This is a genomic window from Streptomyces atratus (assembly GCF_040655115.1).
Classification (GTDB): domain Bacteria; phylum Actinomycetota; class Actinomycetes; order Streptomycetales; family Streptomycetaceae; genus Streptomyces; species Streptomyces atratus_D.
Map to the genome: position 1 here is coordinate 259,944 of NZ_JBFAJH010000001.1, position 17,885 is coordinate 277,828.

The 17,885-nt window shown below is 69.7% G+C and carries 17 protein-coding genes; 11 read left to right on the forward strand and 6 right to left on the reverse strand.

Annotated features, from left to right (window positions below; all coding sequences use genetic code 11):
- The first annotated feature begins 12 nt into the window (after window positions 1-12).
- The 5 genes from atpA to AB0I23_RS01260 all read left to right on the forward strand — a co-directional run bounded on the left by atpA (window position 13) and on the right by AB0I23_RS01260 (window position 5,019).
- On the forward strand, window positions 13-1,584 hold the full coding sequence (gene atpA / locus AB0I23_RS01240) for a F0F1 ATP synthase subunit alpha (RefSeq protein WP_124716362.1): 1,572 nt from the start codon (window positions 13-15) through the stop codon (window positions 1,582-1,584).
- A 3-nt stretch (window positions 1,585-1,587) separates the two neighbouring features.
- Entirely contained in the window at window positions 1,588-2,502 is a 915-nt protein-coding gene (locus tag AB0I23_RS01245) for a F0F1 ATP synthase subunit gamma (RefSeq protein WP_359105680.1), read from the forward strand.
- Window positions 2,502-3,944, forward strand: coding sequence for a F0F1 ATP synthase subunit beta (atpD, locus tag AB0I23_RS01250; RefSeq protein ID WP_359105682.1), 1,443 nt, complete (start codon window positions 2,502-2,504; stop codon window positions 3,942-3,944). The genes AB0I23_RS01245 and atpD overlap by 1 nt, the downstream gene beginning before the upstream one ends.
- A gap of 110 nt (window positions 3,945-4,054) precedes the next feature.
- On the forward strand, window positions 4,055-4,429 hold the full coding sequence (locus AB0I23_RS01255) for a F0F1 ATP synthase subunit epsilon (protein WP_359105685.1): 375 nt from the start codon (window positions 4,055-4,057) through the stop codon (window positions 4,427-4,429).
- A 143-nt stretch (window positions 4,430-4,572) separates the two neighbouring features.
- Window positions 4,573-5,019: a DUF2550 domain-containing protein gene (locus AB0I23_RS01260; RefSeq protein WP_359105688.1), complete on the forward strand. Its 447-nt coding sequence runs from the start codon at window positions 4,573-4,575 to the stop codon at window positions 5,017-5,019.
- 100 nt (window positions 5,020-5,119) lie between these two features.
- On the opposite strand, the gene AB0I23_RS01265 is transcribed toward AB0I23_RS01260, so the two are convergent.
- From AB0I23_RS01265 to AB0I23_RS01275, 3 genes are all read right to left on the reverse strand, one after another.
- Window positions 5,120-6,988: a glycoside hydrolase family 18 chitinase gene (locus tag AB0I23_RS01265; protein WP_359105690.1), complete on the reverse strand. Its 1,869-nt coding sequence runs from the start codon at window positions 6,986-6,988 to the stop codon at window positions 5,120-5,122.
- Between the two features lie 169 nt (window positions 6,989-7,157).
- Window positions 7,158-7,808, reverse strand: a complete 651-nt coding sequence (locus AB0I23_RS01270; RefSeq protein WP_359105693.1) for a response regulator transcription factor — start codon at window positions 7,806-7,808, stop codon at window positions 7,158-7,160.
- On the reverse strand, window positions 7,805-9,001 hold the full coding sequence (locus tag AB0I23_RS01275) for a sensor histidine kinase (protein ID WP_359105696.1): 1,197 nt from the start codon (window positions 8,999-9,001) through the stop codon (window positions 7,805-7,807). Before AB0I23_RS01275 ends, AB0I23_RS01270 begins: the two co-directional genes overlap by 4 nt.
- Window positions 9,002-9,152: 151 nt before the next feature.
- On the opposite strand from AB0I23_RS01275, the gene AB0I23_RS01280 reads away from it, so the two are divergent.
- Complete coding sequence (locus tag AB0I23_RS01280) at window positions 9,153-9,695, forward strand: hypothetical protein (RefSeq protein WP_359105699.1); 543 nt, start codon at window positions 9,153-9,155, stop codon at window positions 9,693-9,695.
- A gap of 62 nt (window positions 9,696-9,757) precedes the next feature.
- Here the strand turns inward: AB0I23_RS01280 and AB0I23_RS01285 are convergent, their stop codons facing one another.
- The gene (locus AB0I23_RS01285; RefSeq protein WP_266981430.1) at window positions 9,758-10,330 is read right to left on the reverse strand and encodes a cob(I)yrinic acid a,c-diamide adenosyltransferase; all 573 of its coding nucleotides are present in this window, start codon (window positions 10,328-10,330) and stop codon (window positions 9,758-9,760) included.
- 78 nt (window positions 10,331-10,408) lie between these two features.
- On the opposite strand from AB0I23_RS01285, the gene AB0I23_RS01290 reads away from it, so the two are divergent.
- From AB0I23_RS01290 to AB0I23_RS01305, 4 genes are all read left to right on the forward strand, one after another.
- On the forward strand, window positions 10,409-10,834 hold the full coding sequence (locus AB0I23_RS01290; protein ID WP_359105702.1) for a hypothetical protein: 426 nt from the start codon (window positions 10,409-10,411) through the stop codon (window positions 10,832-10,834).
- Window positions 10,835-11,007: 173 nt separating this feature from the next.
- Window positions 11,008-11,856 carry a 3-hydroxyacyl-CoA dehydrogenase family protein gene (locus tag AB0I23_RS01295; RefSeq protein ID WP_359105705.1) on the forward strand — a complete coding sequence of 283 codons (849 nt, stop codon included), beginning with the start codon at window positions 11,008-11,010 and terminating at the stop codon, window positions 11,854-11,856.
- Window positions 11,857-12,094: 238 nt separating this feature from the next.
- A complete protein-coding gene (locus tag AB0I23_RS01300; RefSeq protein WP_266981423.1) occupies window positions 12,095-12,418 on the forward strand; it encodes an STAS domain-containing protein in 324 nt (107 codons plus the stop codon).
- A 212-nt stretch (window positions 12,419-12,630) separates the two neighbouring features.
- A complete protein-coding gene (locus AB0I23_RS01305) occupies window positions 12,631-15,111 on the forward strand; it encodes an ATP-binding protein (protein ID WP_359105708.1) in 2,481 nt (826 codons plus the stop codon).
- Window positions 15,112-15,393: 282 nt separating this feature from the next.
- Here AB0I23_RS01305 and nucS read toward each other — a convergent pair whose 3' ends face one another.
- Window positions 15,394-16,065, reverse strand: a complete 672-nt coding sequence (gene nucS / locus AB0I23_RS01310; RefSeq protein ID WP_030971518.1) for an endonuclease NucS — start codon at window positions 16,063-16,065, stop codon at window positions 15,394-15,396.
- Window positions 16,066-16,336: 271 nt separating this feature from the next.
- Here nucS and AB0I23_RS01315 point away from each other — a divergent pair, with 271 nt between their 5' ends.
- The gene (locus AB0I23_RS01315) at window positions 16,337-16,729 is read left to right on the forward strand and encodes an SCO5389 family protein (protein WP_030971516.1); all 393 of its coding nucleotides are present in this window, start codon (window positions 16,337-16,339) and stop codon (window positions 16,727-16,729) included.
- A 77-nt stretch (window positions 16,730-16,806) separates the two neighbouring features.
- Here the strand turns inward: AB0I23_RS01315 and AB0I23_RS01320 are convergent, their stop codons facing one another.
- A complete protein-coding gene (locus tag AB0I23_RS01320) occupies window positions 16,807-17,859 on the reverse strand; it encodes an LLM class flavin-dependent oxidoreductase (RefSeq protein ID WP_359105711.1) in 1,053 nt (350 codons plus the stop codon).
- Window positions 17,860-17,885 lie beyond the last annotated feature (26 nt).

Consider the following 17,885-nt stretch of genomic DNA (forward strand, 5'->3'; position numbering starts at 1 on the left):
CAGGGAACCCAGATGGCGGAGCTCACGATCCGGCCGGAGGAGATCCGGGACGCGCTGGAGAACTTTGTCCAGTCGTACAAGCCGGACGCGGCCTCGCGCGAGGAGGTCGGTACGGTCAGCGTTGCCGGCGACGGCATCGCAAAGGTCGAGGGTCTTCCCTCGGCCATGGCGAACGAGCTGCTGAAGTTCGAGGACGGCACCCTCGGTCTCGCCCTCAACCTCGAGGAGCGCGAGATCGGTGCGATCGTCCTCGGCGAGTTCAGCGGCATCGAAGAGGGCCAGCCGGTGCAGCGCACCGGTGAGGTGCTCTCCGTCGGCGTCGGCGAGGGTTACCTCGGTCGCGTCGTCGACCCGCTCGGCAACCCGATCGACGGTCTCGGCGAGATCGCGACCGACAGCCGCCGCGCCCTCGAGCTGCAGGCCCCTGGCGTCATGGTCCGTAAGTCGGTGCACGAGCCGATGCAGACCGGCTACAAGGCCGTCGACGCCATGGTGCCGATCGGCCGCGGCCAGCGTCAGCTGATCATTGGTGACCGTCAGACGGGTAAGACCGCTCTGGCCGTCGACACGATCATCAACCAGCGCGACAACTGGCGCTCGGGCGACGTGAACAAGCAGGTGCGCTGCATCTACGTCGCCATCGGTCAGAAGGGCTCCACCATCGCCTCCGTGCGCGGTGCCCTGGAAGAGGCCGGCGCGCTCGAGTACACGACCATCGTCGCCGCCCCGGCGTCCGACCCGGCCGGCTTCAAGTACCTGGCGCCGTACACCGGTTCGGCCATCGGCCAGCACTGGATGTACCAGGGCAAGCACGTCCTGATCATCTTCGACGACCTGTCGAAGCAGGCCGACGCCTACCGCGCCGTGTCGCTTCTGCTGCGCCGTCCGCCGGGCCGCGAGGCCTACCCGGGCGACGTCTTCTACCTCCACTCGCGTCTGCTGGAGCGCTGCGCGAAGCTCTCCGACGAGATGGGCGCCGGTTCGATGACGGGCCTCCCGATCGTCGAGACCAAGGCGAACGACGTGTCGGCGTTCATCCCGACCAACGTCATCTCCATCACCGACGGTCAGTGCTTCCTGGAGTCCGACCTCTTCAACGCCGGTCAGCGTCCGGCCCTGAACGTCGGTATCTCGGTCTCCCGTGTCGGTGGCTCCGCCCAGCACAAGGCGATGCGCCAGGTCTCCGGCCGTCTCCGTGTCGACCTCGCCCAGTACCGCGAGCTGGAGGCGTTCGCCGCCTTCGGTTCCGACCTGGACGCGGCCTCGAAGGCGTCGCTGGAGCGCGGTAAGCGCATGGTCGAGCTGCTGAAGCAGCCGCAGTACTCCCCGTACCCGGTCGAGGAGCAGGTCGTCTCGATCTGGGCCGGCACCACCGGCAAGATGGACGACGTCCCGGTCGAGGACATCCGTCGCTTCGAGAGCGAGCTGCTGGAGTACCTGCGCCGTGAGCGCAAGGACCTCCTGACCAGCATCGCCGAGGGCGCCAAGATGTCCGACGACACGCTGCAGTCGGTCGCCGACGCGGTGGCCGCCTTCAAGCAGCAGTTCGAGACCTCGGACGGCAAGCTTCTGGGCGAGGGCTGATCGATGGGCGCTCAGCTTCGCGTTTACAAGCGCCGCATTCGCTCCGTCACCGCCACGAAGAAGATCACCAAGGCGATGGAGATGATCGCCGCTTCGCGCATCGTCAAGGCGCAGCGTCAGGTGGCGGCGTCGACGCCGTACGCGACCGAGCTCACCCGTGCGGTGACCGCGGTGGCGACCGGCTCCACCACCAAGCACCCGCTGACCACCGAGGCCGATGCACCGGCACGGGCCGCGATCCTGCTCGTCACGAGCGACCGCGGTCTGGCCGGCGGTTACTCCTCCAACGCCATCAAGGCGGCGGAGCAGCTGACCAAGCGCCTGCGCGGTGAGGGCAAGGAGGTCGTCACGTATGTGATCGGCCGCAAGGGTGTCGCCTACTACGGCTTCCGTGAGCGCAAGATCGCGGACTCGTGGACCGGCTTCACCGACAGCCCGACGTACGCGGATGCGAAGCGGGCTGCGGCCCCGCTGATCGAAGCGGTCACCCAGGAGACCGCCGAGGGCGGCGTGGACGAGCTGCACATCGTCTTCACGGAGTTCGTGTCGATGATGACGCAGAACCCGGTGGACAACCGGATGCTGCCGCTCAGCCTCGACACGACGAAGGAGGAAGCGGGCAAGGGCGAGATCCTGCCGCTCTTCGACTTCGAGCCGTCGGCGGAGGACGTCCTCGACGCCCTGCTTCCGCGGTACGTCGAGAGCCGTATCTACAACGCACTGCTGCAGGCCGCTGCTTCCGAGCACGCTGCCCGCCGTCGCGCGATGAAGTCGGCCACCGACAACGCCGGAGACCTCATCAAGAGCCTCTCCCGGCTTGCCAACGCGGCCCGCCAGGCCGAAATCACCCAGGAAATCAGCGAGATCGTCGGTGGTGCCAGTGCGCTGGCCGACGCGACCGCGGGGAGTGACAAGTAATGACGACCACAGTTGAGACGGCCGTTGCCACGGGCCGCGTCGCCCGGGTCATCGGCCCGGTCGTCGACGTGGAGTTCCCCGTCGACGCAATGCCGGAGATCTACAACGCGCTGACCGTCCAGGTGGCCGACCCGGCCGAGGACGGCAAGCTCAAGAAGCTGACCCTCGAGGTCGCCCAGCACCTCGGCGACGGCGTGGTCCGCGCCATCTCGATGCAGCCCACCGACGGCCTGGTCCGCCAGGCCCCGGTGACCGACACGGGCACCGGCATCACGGTCCCGGTCGGCGAGATCACCAAGGGCAAGGTGTTCAACACCCTCGGTGAGATCCTGAACAAGCCCGAGGCCGAGGCCGAGGTCACCGAGCGCTGGCCGATCCACCGCAAGGCGCCCAGCTTCGACCAGCTCGAGTCGAAGACCGAGATGTTCGAGACCGGCGTCAAGGTCATCGACCTTCTCACCCCGTACGTCAAGGGTGGAAAGATCGGTCTGTTCGGTGGTGCCGGTGTCGGCAAGACCGTTCTGATCCAGGAAATGATCTACCGCGTCGCCAACAACCACGACGGTGTGTCGGTGTTCGCGGGCGTCGGTGAGCGTACCCGTGAGGGCAACGACCTCATCGAGGAGATGCAGGACTCGGGCGTCATCGACAAGACCGCCCTTGTCTTCGGCCAGATGGACGAGCCCCCGGGCACCCGTCTGCGTGTCGCGCTGGCCGGTCTGACCATGGCGGAGTACTTCCGCGATGTGCAGAAGCAGGACGTGCTCTTCTTCATCGACAACATCTTCCGCTACACCCAGGCCGGCTCCGAGGTCTCCACGCTGCTCGGGCGCATGCCGTCCGCAGTGGGTTACCAGCCGAACCTGGCCGACGAGATGGGTCTGCTGCAGGAGCGCATCACGTCGACCCGCGGTCACTCGATCACCTCGATGCAGGCGATCTACGTCCCCGCGGACGACCTGACCGACCCGGCCCCGGCGACCACCTTCGCCCACCTGGACGCGACGACCGTTCTGTCGCGTCCGATCTCGGAGAAGGGCATCTACCCGGCGGTCGACCCGCTGGACTCCACGTCCCGCATCCTGGACCCGCGCTACATCGCGGCGGACCACTACGAGGCCGCCATGCGTGTCAAGGGGATCCTCCAGAAGTACAAGGACCTCCAGGACATCATCGCGATCCTCGGTATCGACGAGCTGGGCGAGGAGGACAAGCTCGTTGTCCACCGTGCCCGTCGTGTCGAGCGCTTCCTGTCGCAGAACACCCACGTCGCCAAGCAGTTCACCGGCGTGGACGGTTCGGACGTGCCGCTCGAGGAGTCGATCGCCGCGTTCAACGCGATCTGCGACGGTGAGTATGACCACTTCCCGGAGCAGGCGTTCTTCATGTGCGGTGGCATCGAGGACCTCAAGGCCAACGCCAAGGAGCTCGGCGTCTCCTGAGCCCATGGCTCACCGAGGGGGGCGGGTGCGTCCCGTCCCCCTCACCACGCCCCGTAGAATTGACCCAACACCCGGCTCCAACGGCCGGGTGGTGACCCGAGGAGCCACTCTTGGCTGCTGAGCTGCACGTCGAGCTGGTCGCCGCGGACCGCAGTGTCTGGTCCGGCGAGGCCACCCTGGTCGTCGCGCGTACCACGTCCGGCGACATCGGCGTCATGCCCGGTCACCAGCCGCTTCTCGGTGTGCTGGAATCGGGCCCGGTGACGATCCGTACGAGCGAGGGCGCAACCGTAGTCGCGGCTGTGCACGGCGGTTTCCTCTCGTTCGCCGACAACAAGCTTTCGCTGCTGGCGGAGATCGCCGAGCTGGCGGACGAGATCGATGTCGAGCGCGCCGAGCGTGCGCTGGAGCGTGCGAAGTCGGATGCGGACGATGCCGCCGAGCGTCGCGCCGATGTGCGAATCCGCGCGGTGGCGGTGCGTTAGGCACCCCGCCGAATGTCTTTACCCTCAGCCGCGGCCCGAGCTGGAACTCTCCAGACCGTGCCGCGGCTGAGGCGATGCAGGTGCAGTTGCAGGTGCAGTCCGGGTGGTATCCGTTACTCGACGATGCGAGGAGGTCGGTGGAGATGGTCCTCGCTTTGTGGGTGTGCGGCCTGGTCGTCGTACTGGTTGCGGTGGGTCTCTTCGTCTTCGGTCTGCGCCGGCGGCTGATCCAGCGCTCCGGTGGGACCTTCGACTGCAGCGTGCGGTGGAACATGTCGGCCGAGCCCGACATCTCGGGCAAGGGCTGGGTGTACGGCGTTGCGCGCTACAGCGGTGACCGTATCGACTGGTTCCGTGTCTTCTCGTACGCTCCCCGGCCCCGCCGGGTCCTTGAGCGTTCCGCGATCGAGGTGATCGACCGACGGCTGCCCGAGGGCGAGGAGGAGCTCGCGCTGCTCTCCGACGCCGTCGTGCTCGGCTGTCTCCACCGGGAGACACGCCTGGAGCTGGCGATGAGCGAGGACGCCCTGACCGGTTTCCTCGCCTGGCTGGAGGCGGCTCCGCCCGGCCAGCGGGTCAACGTTGCTTGAGGCACCACAACACAGCGCGGAAACCGGGGAGACAGGGGGCGGACCTGTCTCCCCGGCGGCTTTCCGGGGTCGTGCCTGATCCCGAAGGGGATCCGCGGGGTTACTTCAGACCGTTGTTGATCGCGCTGACGAGCTCACCGTTGCTGGTGTCGCCGCTGAACTCCCAGAAGAACGCGCCTCCCAGGCCCTGGCCCTTCGCCCAGGTCATCTTGGACGCGATGGTGGCCGGGGTGTCATAGCTCCACCAGTTGGTGCCGCAGTGCGCGTACGCCGTACCGGCGATCGTCCCGGTGGCCGGGCAGCTGGTCTTGAGGACCTTGTAGTCCTCGATGCCCGCCTCGTACGTACCGGTGGCCGCACCGGTGGCGGTGCCGCCGGGTGCGTCCTGGGTGACGCCGGTCCAGCCGCGACCGTAGAAGCCGATGCCGAGCAGCAGCTTCGAGGCGGGGACGCCCTTGGCCTTCAGCTTGGTGATCGCGTCGGACGCGTTGAAGCCGGCCTGCGGGATGCCGCTGTACGAGGTGAGCGGCGAGTGCGGAGCCGTCGGGCCCTTGTCCGCCCACGCACCGAAGAAGTCGTACGTCATCACGTTGTACCAGTTCAGGGACTGGGCGGCGCCGGCGTAGTCGGCGGCGTCGATCTTGCCGCCGTCCGAGCCGTCGGCGGTGATGGCGGCCGTCACCAGATTGTTGCTGCCGAACTTCGAGCGCAGCGCCGTGGTGATGTTCTTGAGCGCGGCCGGGCCGCTGGTGTCACAGGTCAGACCGCAGGCGTTGGGGTACTCCCAGTCGATGTCGATGCCGTCGAAGACATCGGCCCAACGGGGGTCCTCCACCAGGTCGTAGCAGGACTGGGCGAACGCGGTCGGGTTCTTCGCCGCCTCGCCGAAGCCGCCGGACCAGGTCCAGCCGCCGAAGGACCACAGGACCTTGATGTTCGGGTACTTCGCCTTGAGCTTGCGCAGCTGGTTGAAGCTGCCGCGCAGCGGCTGGTCCCAGGTGTCGGCGACGCCGTCGACGGATTTGTCGGCGGTGTACGCCATGTCGTAGTCGGCGTAGGCGTCACCGATCGCGCACCTGCCACCGGTCACATTGCCGAAGGCGTAGTTGATGTGCGTGATCTTCGCGGCGGAACCGGATGTGTCCAGGTTCTTGACGTGGTAGTTCCGGCCGTAGACACCCCAGTCGGTGAAGTAACCGAGGTTGACCTTGCCGCCGGGACCGGGGTCGCCACCGCCACCGGTGGTGTGGACCTTGACCGCGCCGCTGACCGGACCGGTCTGGTCGGCCGTGTCACGGGCCTGGACGGTGTACGAGTAGTCGGTGCCCGCGCTGAGGCCGGTGTTGGTGTACGTCGTACCGGTGACCGTGGCGACCACGGCGCCGTCGCGCAGCACGTCGTAGTTCTTGATGCCCTTGTCATCGGTGGCTGCCGTCCAGCTCAGCTTCACCGAGGTGTCGGTGATGGAGCTCGCCGTGGGGGTGCCGGGGGCCGAGGGGGCGTTGTCGCCGGGGACGGTGCCGCCGTCGCAGGAGGCGCCGTTCAGCTTGCAGCCGGTGGGGGCGCCGGGACCGGCGCCGTTGAAGCCGAAGCTGACGCTGGCGCCGGGGGCGACCGAACCGTTCCAGCCGGCGTTCCTGGCGGTCCAGTGGGTTCCGGAGCTGGTGACGGTGGCGTCCCAGGCGGACGTGACCGACGTGCCGGAGGGGAAGTCCCACTCGATGGTCCAGGAACTGAGCGCGGTGGTGCCGGTGTTCTTCACCGTCCACTGGCCCTCGAAGCCGGTGCCCCAGTCGGACTTCTTGAGGTACGTGGCAGTCGCGGAGGTGGCCGCCTGGGCCGGGGTGGCCAGTCCGACCATCGCGGCGAGGGGGAGCAGCAGCGCGGTGAGGCCTGCCATCGCTCTCGTACGGGTGGTGGCCAGGCCGATTCCGAATCTCGTTCGGCGTAGGGGGGTTTGGGTGCTCAACGGTGCTCCTCGGGTGAGGTCCGGACAAACGGGGGTGGTCCGTGGACTGCGGACCCTGCGCCGCCCTGAGCCCGCCTTGTCATGGCGTGCTCACCGCAGTGTGCTCGGTGAGACTAGGAAGGTCTGGACCAATCGTCAAGAGGTCTGGACCAGGCGTCGGTTCTCCACCTCAGATGCCCAACTCCCTCGCCAGCACTGCGGCCTGGACCCGGCTCCGCAGATCCAGCTTCCCCAGCAGCCGGCTGACGTGCGTCTTCACCGTCGCTTCCGCCATCGAGAGCCGCACCGCGATCTCGGCGTTCGACAGCCCCTGGCCCAGGCAGCCCAGCACCTCGCGCTCGCGTCGCGTCAGCGAGTCGAGGACCGCGGGACCGGGTGCGTCGGCCGCTTGCACCGGAGCGGCGCCGGCGAACTCCGCGATCAGGCGGCGCGTCACGGCAGGGGCGATCATGCCCTCGCCGCGCGCCACCGCCCGTACCGCGTCGAGCAGTTCATGCGCCTCGGTGTTCTTCAGCAGAAAACCCGCGGCGCCCGCCCGCAGAGCCCCGAAAACGTACTCGTCCAGATCGAACGTCGTCAGCACCAGTACATCGGCCAGCCCCTCCGTCACCACCTGCCGCGTCGCCGACACCCCGTCCAGCCGGGGCATCGACACGTCCATCAGCACCAGATCCGGGCGCAGTTCACGGGCCAGCCGCACCGCGGCCTCGCCGTCCGGCGCCTCCCCGACCACCTCGACATCGGGCGCGCTGCCCAGAATCAGCACCAGCCCCGCGCGCACGGCCGACTGGTCCTCCGCGACCAGTACCCGGATCGTCACCCCTTCACCGCCCCTTCCTCGACGGGCAGTTCGGCCCGTACCCGCCAGATCGTCGGCCCGTCCCCGGCGGCGACAGGCCCCGCCGCGATCTCTCCGCCCAGCAGCGCGACCCGCTCCTGCATCCCGACGAGGCCCGCCCCCGAACCGGGCGCGCGCGGCCTCGGACGGTCTCCGAGCACGCTCGTGACCTCCACCGTCAGCATGTGTCCCGCCCGCCCGAGCCGCACCCCCACCGGGCCCGGCGCGGCATGCTTGAGCGCGTTCGTCAGCGACTCCTGGACGATCCGGTACGCGGCCAGCTCGACCGGCGTCGGCAGCGCGTCCGGCTTGCTGCGGGTGTCATCGAGGGTGCAGGTCAGCCCGCTCGACGCGGCGACCGTACGGGTGTGCTCGATCAGTGTGTCCAGGGCGGCCAGGGTCGGCGCGACGCTCGGCTCCGCCCCTTCGCTCCCGGTACGGAGCAGCCCGATCAACCGTCGCATCTCGGCCAGCCCCTCGACGCTGTTCTGCCGGATGACGCCGAGCGCGTCCCGGGAGGTCGAGGGGTCGTCGATGGAGAGCGCCGCGGTGGAGTGGATGGCGATCGCGGAGAGATGGTTGGCGACCATGTCGTGCAGTTCACGGGCCATCCGGGCGCGTTCGGCGGTCACCGCCTGCGCCCGGTCCATCTCGGCCAGCAGCGCCGTCTGTTCGGCGCGCAGCCGGGCGGTCTCCGCGGCGTCCCGGTGGTTGCGCACGCTGACCCCGGTGATCGCGGGCCCGAACGAGACCAGGCCGGTGACGATGCCGATGAGCAGCGCCTCGGGGCTGCGGAACCAGGCCAGGAACCCGATCGTGACGGCGACCGTGATGAGGAACGTGGTCACCGGGATACGCCGGGCGGCGGCCGGGGAGCCGTACACCACCGCCGCGTAGACAAGGTCCGTGAACATCAGCGCGGTCGCCAGATTTCCCGGCGTGAACTGATCGGCCATCAGCGTGAGGGTGCCGATGACCAGCGCCGTCCGGGGCGCCGATCTGCGCAGCAGCTCCAGCGCCGACATCACCGCGAGCGGCGGCAGCGTGGCCCACGGGGAGTCGAAGAGCCGGCCGGTCTGCATGGCCAGACCGACGGCCGCCAGGGACACACCGCTGAACAGCCCGATGACCGCGATGAGTACGTCGTGGCGGTGCGGGCGGGCAGGAAGGAGCACCTCCCCATCCAACACGGCCGTCGCGCCTCGGTCCTCCGTACCCGGGGCGATACGCGACTACATCGAAGGATGCAGTCGCGGCTCGTCACCGGCGACGACGAAGCGCGCAGGTGGAGCAAGCAGGATGAAGGGGACCGGGAGGAGGAGTGCCGTGATCGTCACGCTGATCGTGCTCTGCGAGATCGCCTTCTGGGTGCTGCTGGCCGCGGGACTCGCGCTGCGGTACCCGGCGAAGAAGCCGAGGCTCGGGGCCGCACTGCTGCTGTGCGAGCCGCTGCTGGAGCTCGTGCTGCTGGTGGTGACGGCCATCGACCTGAAGAACGGCGCCGAGCCGGACTGGAAGCACGGACTGGCCGCGGTGTACATCGGCTTCACCGTCGGACTCGGGCACTCGACCATCACGTGGGTCGACGTCCGCGTCGCCCACCGGTTCGCAGGTGGCCCGCCGCCGGTGAAACCGCCGAAGTACGGGATGCCGAGGGCGGTCCACGAGTGGCGGGTCGCGGCGCGGTGGGTGGTCGCGGCGGTGACCGCGCTGGCGCTGCTGGAGGGGGCGATCCGGTACGTGGGCGGGGACGGGGACGTGGAGTCGCTGCGGTCGTGGCAGCAGATGATGCTCTTCGTGATCGGGATCAACTTGATCATCGCCGTGAGCTACACGTTGTTCCCGAAGCGGGCGAAGACGGAGCGGTAGGGGGCCGGTCCCGTCCGGCCGACGTTGTCCTCGAACGCCGGACGGGCCGAAGGGACCCCGTCCTACCGCTCCCCGCCCGGTACCCACAGCACGTCGCCGACTTCCTTGTTCGCCGTCCTCGCGAGGATGAAGAGGAGGTCGGAGAGGCGGTTGAGGTACGTCGCGGTCAGCGCGTTCATCACCTCGCCGTGCACCTCCAGCGCCGCCCAGGTGGACCGCTCGGCCCGCCGGACCACCGTGCACGCCTGGTGCAGCAGCGCCGCCCCCGGCGTACCGCCCGGCAGGATGAAGGACCGCAGTTTCTCCAGTTGCTCCAGGAAGTGGTCGCAGTCCGCCTCCAGCCGGTCGACGTAGTGCTGCTCGACCCGCAGCGGGGGGTACTTCGGTTCCTCGACGACCGGCGTCGACAGATCCGCACCCACGTCGAACAGGTCGTTCTGCACACGGACGAGGACCTTCACGACCTCCTCCGGCAGCTGCCCGAGCGCGATCGCCGTGCCGATGACGGCATTGGCCTCATTGGTGTCGGCGTACGCCGAGATCCGCAGATCGGTCTTGGCGGTGCGGCTCATGTCACCGAGGGCGGTCGTGCCCTGGTCGCCGGTACGGGTGTAGATGCGCGTCAGATTGACCATGCGGCCGAGCCTAGTGCCCCTCCCGGCAAGCTCTGCCTCGACCGCAGCAGCGATGTCGTCGGCCGCCTCTCGCGGTACGTGCGCGGCCGCGACCGGGGCGAGTCCGCGGCCGACGCCGGCCTGCGTGAATTGCGCATCCAGGTCGACAGCGTCTCGCCGACGGTCGGCCTGATCGAGGGGTGCGCGCGCTTCATGCGGGTCGTCCACGACACCGACAGCCTCAAGGCCCGCCTCCGGTACATCCAGCAGGACGCGCTCGTCCACCTGGAGACGACCCCGCGCGAGAAGGCAGGTTCCGGCTCCGGCTCCGGCGACCCGCTGCCCCTGCTGGTGGCCGGCCAGCTCTCCTGGGTCCACTCCACCCTGCTCGGCCATATCGGCCGCGAGACGGTCGCCGGCCGCAAGCCCGACGAGGTGTCCCGCGAAGCCCTCGTCCTCCTCGACGAGATGGAGGACGTGCTCGGGGACAAGGCGCTCAACTACGGGCGACGCGCCGCCGGATGATGCGTTCCGGTGTGATGTCCGTCATGTGAGACGTGACGCGCATCTCTTCGCCGCCCCAGCGCGCCTCACGGGTACTAATCTCCGCCGGAGAGCATGTGAACAACCGTTAAGAATCCGTCCGGACCGTCGTCGCGGACGACGGCCGTCGGGGCCGAACGCAAAGGGGTGCGAACGTGGCCAGGAAGCTCGCCGTCATCGGGGCCGGTCTCATGGGGTCCGGTATCGCGCAGGTCTCCGCCCAGGCGGGCTGGGACGTCGTGCTGCGCGATGTCACCGACGCGGCCCTGACCCGTGGGCGCGACGGCATCAAGGCCTCGTACGACAAGTTCGTCTCCAAGGGGAAGCTGGAGGCGGCCGACGCGGAAGCCGCGCTGGCCCGCATCACCACGACCACCGATCTCGACGCGGTCGCCGACGCGGACGTCGTCGTCGAGGCCGTCTTCGAGAAGCTCGAGGTCAAGCACGAGATCTTCCGGGCCCTCGACAAGATCGTGCGGGACGACGCCGTTCTCGCCTCCAACACCTCCGCCATCCCGATCACCAAGATCGCGGCTGTCACGGAGCGCCCGGAGCGCGTCGTCGGTGTGCACTTCTTCTCGCCGGTCCCGATGATGCAGCTCTGCGAGCTCGTACGCGGCTACAAGACCAGCGACGAAGCCCTCGCCACCGCGCGGGAGTTCGCCGAGTCCGTCGGCAAGACCTGCATCGTCGTCAACCGTGACGTCGCCGGCTTCGTCACCACCCGGCTGATCTCGGCGCTCGTCGTCGAGGCCGCCAAGCTGTACGAGTCGGGTGTCGCCTCGGCCGAGGACATCGACATCGCCTGCAAGCTGGGCTTCGGCCACGCCATGGGCCCTCTCGCGACAGCCGACCTGACCGGTGTCGACATCCTGCTGCACGCCACGTCCAACATCTACACCGAGTCGCAGGACGAGAAGTTCGCGGCACCGGAGCTGATGCGCCGGATGGTCGACGCAGGTGACATCGGACGCAAGAGCGGGCAGGGCTTCTACACCTACTGATCGTTTTCGGCCCCCGGGCGCCTGATCTGCCGTCGATCAGGCGCCCGGGGGAGCCGGGGGGAGGCTCCCGGCTGCAGTGGACTTTCCGCGGGCCATTGTCACTCCACGGAGTGAATTCGGTATCGGTTCGCTTACAGACGGCAACTTCCCTGTGGCCGGCACAGTCAGTTGTGGCAGAGACGGAGCAGGGGCAGGAACAGGCAGCGGACCGTCCATGGAGTATTTCCGGGGAGCGCATATGCACATCAGGGGCGACCACACCGAGCTGGTCGTCGGGGGCCGCCTCGACGTCCGGAGCGCGGCGGACGCCCGTACGGTCCTGCACTCCGCCCTCGACGACGGAGTCGGCGACCTGGTGCTCGACCTGACCGAACTCGACTCCTGGGACGCCACCGGACTGGGCGTCATCATGGGCGCACACCGGAGGGCCGGGCGGGCCGGGCGGCGGCTGGTGCTCCGCGGCGTACCGCCGCAGATGCAGCGCCTGCTGGTGGCGACCCGACTGCACCGCATTCTGGCCATCGAGGGCGGGATCGCGGCAGACTCCCTGCCGCGGGTGTGAAGGGCGTCCACCCGAACACGCACAATCCTCACGAGACCGTGACGTCCTGGGCGGCGTGGCACCCCGATGGTTTGTAGATACTGTGCGAAGGTCTAGGGTTCGGCCGTCCCCCGAATGACGGAACCCATGGGGTGGACACCGGACCAGAAGCGACAGCGGTGCGTGCGAGGCCGGGAGGGGCAACCGCGCGACGCGTCTGGGGGACTTTGGCGATGGACCCGATACACCGGGGGCCGGAAGATTTCGGCCATGACAGTGACGGCTACGGCGAGGAAAGCGGACGGCGAACGCAGCCCCGCGCGCAGCTGACCAACGATTTCGGCCAGCAACCGACGCAGCAGGCGCGTGTCGTGCAGGTCTTCTCCGGCGACTTCCTGCTCACCGTCAACCCGGTCGACGGCAGCGAGGTCGAGCTCCGCCCGCCGGGGGAGCATCCCCCCGTGCCGGTCCGCCGCAGCGCCGCCGAGCGCACCGACCGCGAGCGTGCCGCCGCACCGCCCGTACCGCCGGGTCCGCCCGCCCCCCAACTGCCGCTCCTGGAGCGCCAGGAGGAGCGCGAGCGGCTGGTGCGTCTGCTGGCGCGCGGCCGCTCGGTACGGCTCACCGGACCGGCCGGATCCGGCCGCACGGCGCTGCTGAGCGCCGTCGCCGCCGACTGTGCGGACCTCGCACCGGACGGAGTCGTCCGGCTCTCCGGCCTCAAGCGCACCGTCATGGACGTGCTGTACGGGCTCTTCGAGGCGGTCCACGACGCACCGCTGTTCCGCCCCGACCGCGCCGTACTTCTCGAAGAGCTCCGGTCCATCGGCGCCGTCGTCGTCCTCGACGACCTGGAGTTCGGCGGGGCCGCGCTGGACGAGCTGCTCGACGCGACGCCCGAGTGCGCCTTTTTGCTCGCCACGACCCCCGACGTTCCGGCGCCCACCGCCGACGCGCACCTCGAAGAGGTCTTTCTCGCCGGACTGGGCCGCAGCGCCTCCGTCGCGCTGCTGGAACAGGTCGTCGAGCGGCCGCTCACCGACGACGAGGCGAACTGGGCGGGTGACCTCTGGTTCGAGTCCGAGGGGCTGCCGCTGCGCTTCGTCCAGGCCGGCGCCCTGCTGCGCCAGCGCGACATGGGGCGCACCGACCCCACTGCCTACGACGAGCAGGGCTACGTCGCGGGTTGGCCGGTCGACGACGTCTTCGCGAAGGGCGCCGACGCGGAAGGGCAGGACGTTCCGCTGCCCAGTCCCGGGGAGGGCGCGGCGCCCGCCGCACTGCTCGCCTCCCGGCTGAGCGGTCCGGCACGCGACACCCTGCACTTCGCGGTCGCGCTCGGCGGCGAGGTGCCGCACCAGGCGCATCTGCCGGCACTCGTGGGGGACACCCACGCCGATGCCGCGCTCGGTGAGCTGGCCGGCTGCGGACTGCTCTCCCCGGCCGGTTCCCGCTACCGGCTGGCCCCCGGAGTCGTCGCCCAGCTGGAGGCCGCCGGATACGGCGAGGACGCGGACGACCGGGCCCGTACCGCCGCTCGGCACTACGCCTGGTGGGCCGGGCACCCGTCGGTCACCGCCGCCCGCGCGGTCGCCGAGGCCGACGCGATCGTCGCGGCCATGGCCCGGCTGGTCCCCGGCGACGGGGCCGGACAGGCCAGCGCCGCCGTGCTGCTGGCCCGCAGCGCCGCTCCCGCCTTCGCGGCCGGACTGTACTGGAGCGGCTGGGAGAAGACCCTGCGGCTGGGCCAGGAGGCCGCCAGGATCGCCGGCGAGGTCGCCGAAGAGGCGTACTTCCACCACGAGTTGGGCGTCCTCGCGCTCTGCAACGGGAAGCCGGACCGGGCCAGGGCCGAGCTGGAGACCTCGATCGGCATGCGCGGCGCGCTCGCCGACAAGTCCGGGGCGGTGGCCGGACGCCGGGCACTCGCCCTGGTCGCGGACCGCTCCGGCGCGCTGCCCGGCGGCCGCACACCGGCGGGCGAGGCGCTGCCGGCCGCGCGGTACGACGAATCGGCGTCGCCGCCCGGCGGCATACCCGCGGCCGGGCCGATGGTGCTGCCGCGGATGTCCGAGGACGACACCGCGCTGATATCCCGGGTCGCCCCGGCAACCGGCACCGATGGGTTCGGCGGACGCAAGGCGGCGCTGGGCGGTGCCCGGCGCAATCTGGTCGCGGCGGGCGCGGGCGTTCTGCTCGCCGCGGTGCTCGGCACCGTCGTGGCGCTCTCCATGCCGTCCAGCAGTGACGCCCAGGACGGCGGGAGCGTCTCGACCGAGCAGTCTGCGGGCGAGGACGACGGCGAGAACGGGCTCCCGGCCGACGAGCCGGCGGACGACTCGACACCGGGGGGCGGGGCCTCGTCGAGCGGCTCGCCCTCGACGCCGGGACCGTCCGGCAGCCGGATCACCCCGAGCGGCACCGGTGCACCGTCCTCGGAGTCGAGCGGGCCGAGCGACAGTCCGAGGACGGACCGGCCGACGAGCGGGAGGCCCAGTTCCCCGGGCACGCCGACCAAGTCGCCGTCGAGGACACCCACGAAGACGCCGACCAGGACGGCCACTGCGACCCCGACGGAGACGGGGCCGACCGACACCTCCACCCCGACCGGGACCCCGACGGATACGACGCCTCCGGGCACCTCCGACTCGGCGAGCGGCCCGTCCACGACGGCGAGCGCGTCCGGTACCTCTCCGGAGCCGGTCGTGGCCTGAGAGCCTGTCGGGTGACCTCTGATCGGGCGGCCACGCCCTGGCACGCACGCTTCCGGCGTTGCCGAAATGCCCTGGTGGCTCCTTCCCCGAGCTCTCAGCTTCGTTCGAGCAGGGGAGACCCCGTCCGAGGCCATTCCGGCGCCTTGGAATCGCACGCACCATGCCGCGTCCGCTCACCGATCGAAGGTCACCCGACAGGCTCTGAGCGCACGTCCGCGAAAACGCGCAAGGCCCCGGACCGCAGAGTGCGGGTCCGGGGCCCCTGCGGTGCGCAGGGCGTGGTCAGAACAGACGGAGCTTGTCGTCCTCGATGCCGCGCATGGCGTCGTAGTCGAGCACCACGCAGCCGATGCCGCGGTCCGTCGCCAGCACCCGGGCCTGCGGCTTGATCTCCTGCGCCGCAAAGATGCCCTTCACCGGGGCGAGATGCGGATCACGATTGAGCAGCTCCAGATAGCGGGTCAGCTGCTCCACGCCGTCGATGTCACCGCGGCGCTTCAGCTCCACGGCCACGGTCTTCCCGTCCGCGTCCCGGCACAGGATGTCGACCGGGCCGATGGCGGTGGGGTATTCCCGGCGGATCAGGGTGTAGCCCTCGCCGAGGATCTCGATCCGGTCGGCGAGGAGTTCCTGCAGGTGCGCTTCCACGCCGTCCTTGATGAGGCCCGGATCGACGCCCAGTTCGTGCGAGGAGTCGTGGAGGATCTCCTCCATCGTGATGATCAGTTTTTCGCCCGCTTTGTTCACCACGGTCCAGACGCCTTCGGTGTCGTCGGCGCCCTCCTTCAGCGTGCAGGGCGGTGACATCCAGTTGAGGGGTTTGTACGCCCTGTCGTCGGCATGGATGGAGACGCTCCCGTCCGCCTTCACCAGGATGAGGCGGGGAGCGGAGGGCAGGTGGGCCGTGAGCCGGCCCGCGTAGTCCACGGAGCAGCGGGCGATGACGAGACGCATGGTCGGCAACGCTACTCGACGAGGGGTGCCCCACGCGATTCTCCCTCCATCGCCCCATCGTCACCGCGCACCACAGCGCTTCAGCGCCTCGGGCTTGCCCCTCTTTGCGCACCTTCGTTATTGGCCGGTTGTGTTCCCAATCTCCTGGTGCGGCCCGGACTGCGCCCTTACGGTGGAAGCAGGAGGTCGCCGTGCGTGTACGCTGCGTCGCCTTCCTCCTTCCCTGCCCGTAAGGCCTCGGCCGTCCGCCGGGGTCGCGAGAGGAGAACCCATGTCGCTCGACGTCTCACCGGCGCTGTTGGAACAGGCCGAGCGAGGCGAGGTCGACGAAGCCGACTTCGTCGACTGCGTCCGGACCTCCCTGCCCTACGCATGGGAGATGATCAGCTCGCTGGTGGCCCAGCTGAAGGTCGACGGCGGAGAGTTCGCCGACAACCAGACGCCCCCGCCGGACGAGCAGGCACGTGGTCAGCTGCTGCGTGCGCTCGCGAGTGATGCGATACGCGGTGCGCTGCAGCGGCACTTCGGGGTGCGCCTGGCATTCCAGAACTGCCACCGCGTCGCGGTGTTCCCGCTGGACGCCTCGGTCGACGAGCGGTTGGCCCGATTCACTTCGGTGAGGGGCCAGTTGCTCAACCAGTCGCCCGAACTACGGGACTGCTGAACGCTTCTGCTGCCGCTCCGGGCCGCGGGAGGTGCAACTGGCTTCGGGGCGGCAGCTCCCCGTACTCCAACGGGTGTTCATGTCAGTAGTGGCAGTACCTCGGTGCCCAGCCTCGCTACGTTCTCCTCCGTGGCCGCCAGATCTCCCGAACCCTCCACCAGGAGCGCGAACCGCGTGATGCCTGTCCGCTCGGCGGTCGCGGCGAGCCGGTCGGCGGCGAGCCGGGGTGGGCCCACCGGATGAAGGCCGCAGAGCAACTCCGTATAGGCGACCGGGTCGCGCATCACGCGATGCCGGCCGTCGACCGTCACGTGGGCGTCCAGCCCCTGCCGCAGCCACCCCGGCATGGCCTTCACGAGTGTCTCCACGGCCTCCGCGGACCGGTCCGCGATCTGGGCGACGCCCGCGGAGACATGGCCCGCTTCCCGGACCTGCTCGGGCGACCGGCCCGCGGCGAGTGCGGTGGAGCGCCACAGGGCGACCATCTCGGCCTTCTCCTCGTCGCCGCAGTGCATGCCGAGGAGCATCGGCAGGCCGTTCTCGGCGGCGAGTTTCACGCTCTTCGCAGACGTGCACGCGATGATCACCTCGGGGCCGCTCGGCCCTTGCGTGTCGTTTCCGTCATTCTCGTCGAGCAGCTCGTCGGCCCGGGGGACCACGGCGACCTCACGGAAGCCGAATCGCTTCCCGCTGCCCGCCACGCGTGGTTTGCGCAGCCAGTCGAGCAGCAGGTCCAACGCCCCTGGGAAGCCCTTCTCGTACGCCTCCAGGCCCCCTCCGAACACCTCCAGGTCCACCCAGGGCCCGCCCCGTCCCACGCCGAGGGAGAACCGGCCGCCGCTGGTGAGATGCAGCAGCGCGGCCTGTTCGCCGAGGGCCACCGGATGCTGGTTCGGCAGCACGCTGACCGCCGTACCCACCCGGATCCTGCGGGTGCGGCCGAGCAGCAGCGCGGCCAGCGTGACGGCGGACGGGCAGACCCCGTACGGCACGAAATGATGTTCTGCCAGCCAGACCGAATCGAGCCCGGATTCCTCCGCGACCTCGGTGGACCGGATCGCGCGATGCAGCGCTTCCCCCGGCCCCTGGCCCGGAAACTGGGCTGCCAGTACGAACGTTCCCACGCGCATCGCCAATGACCTCCTTGCGGCCGACG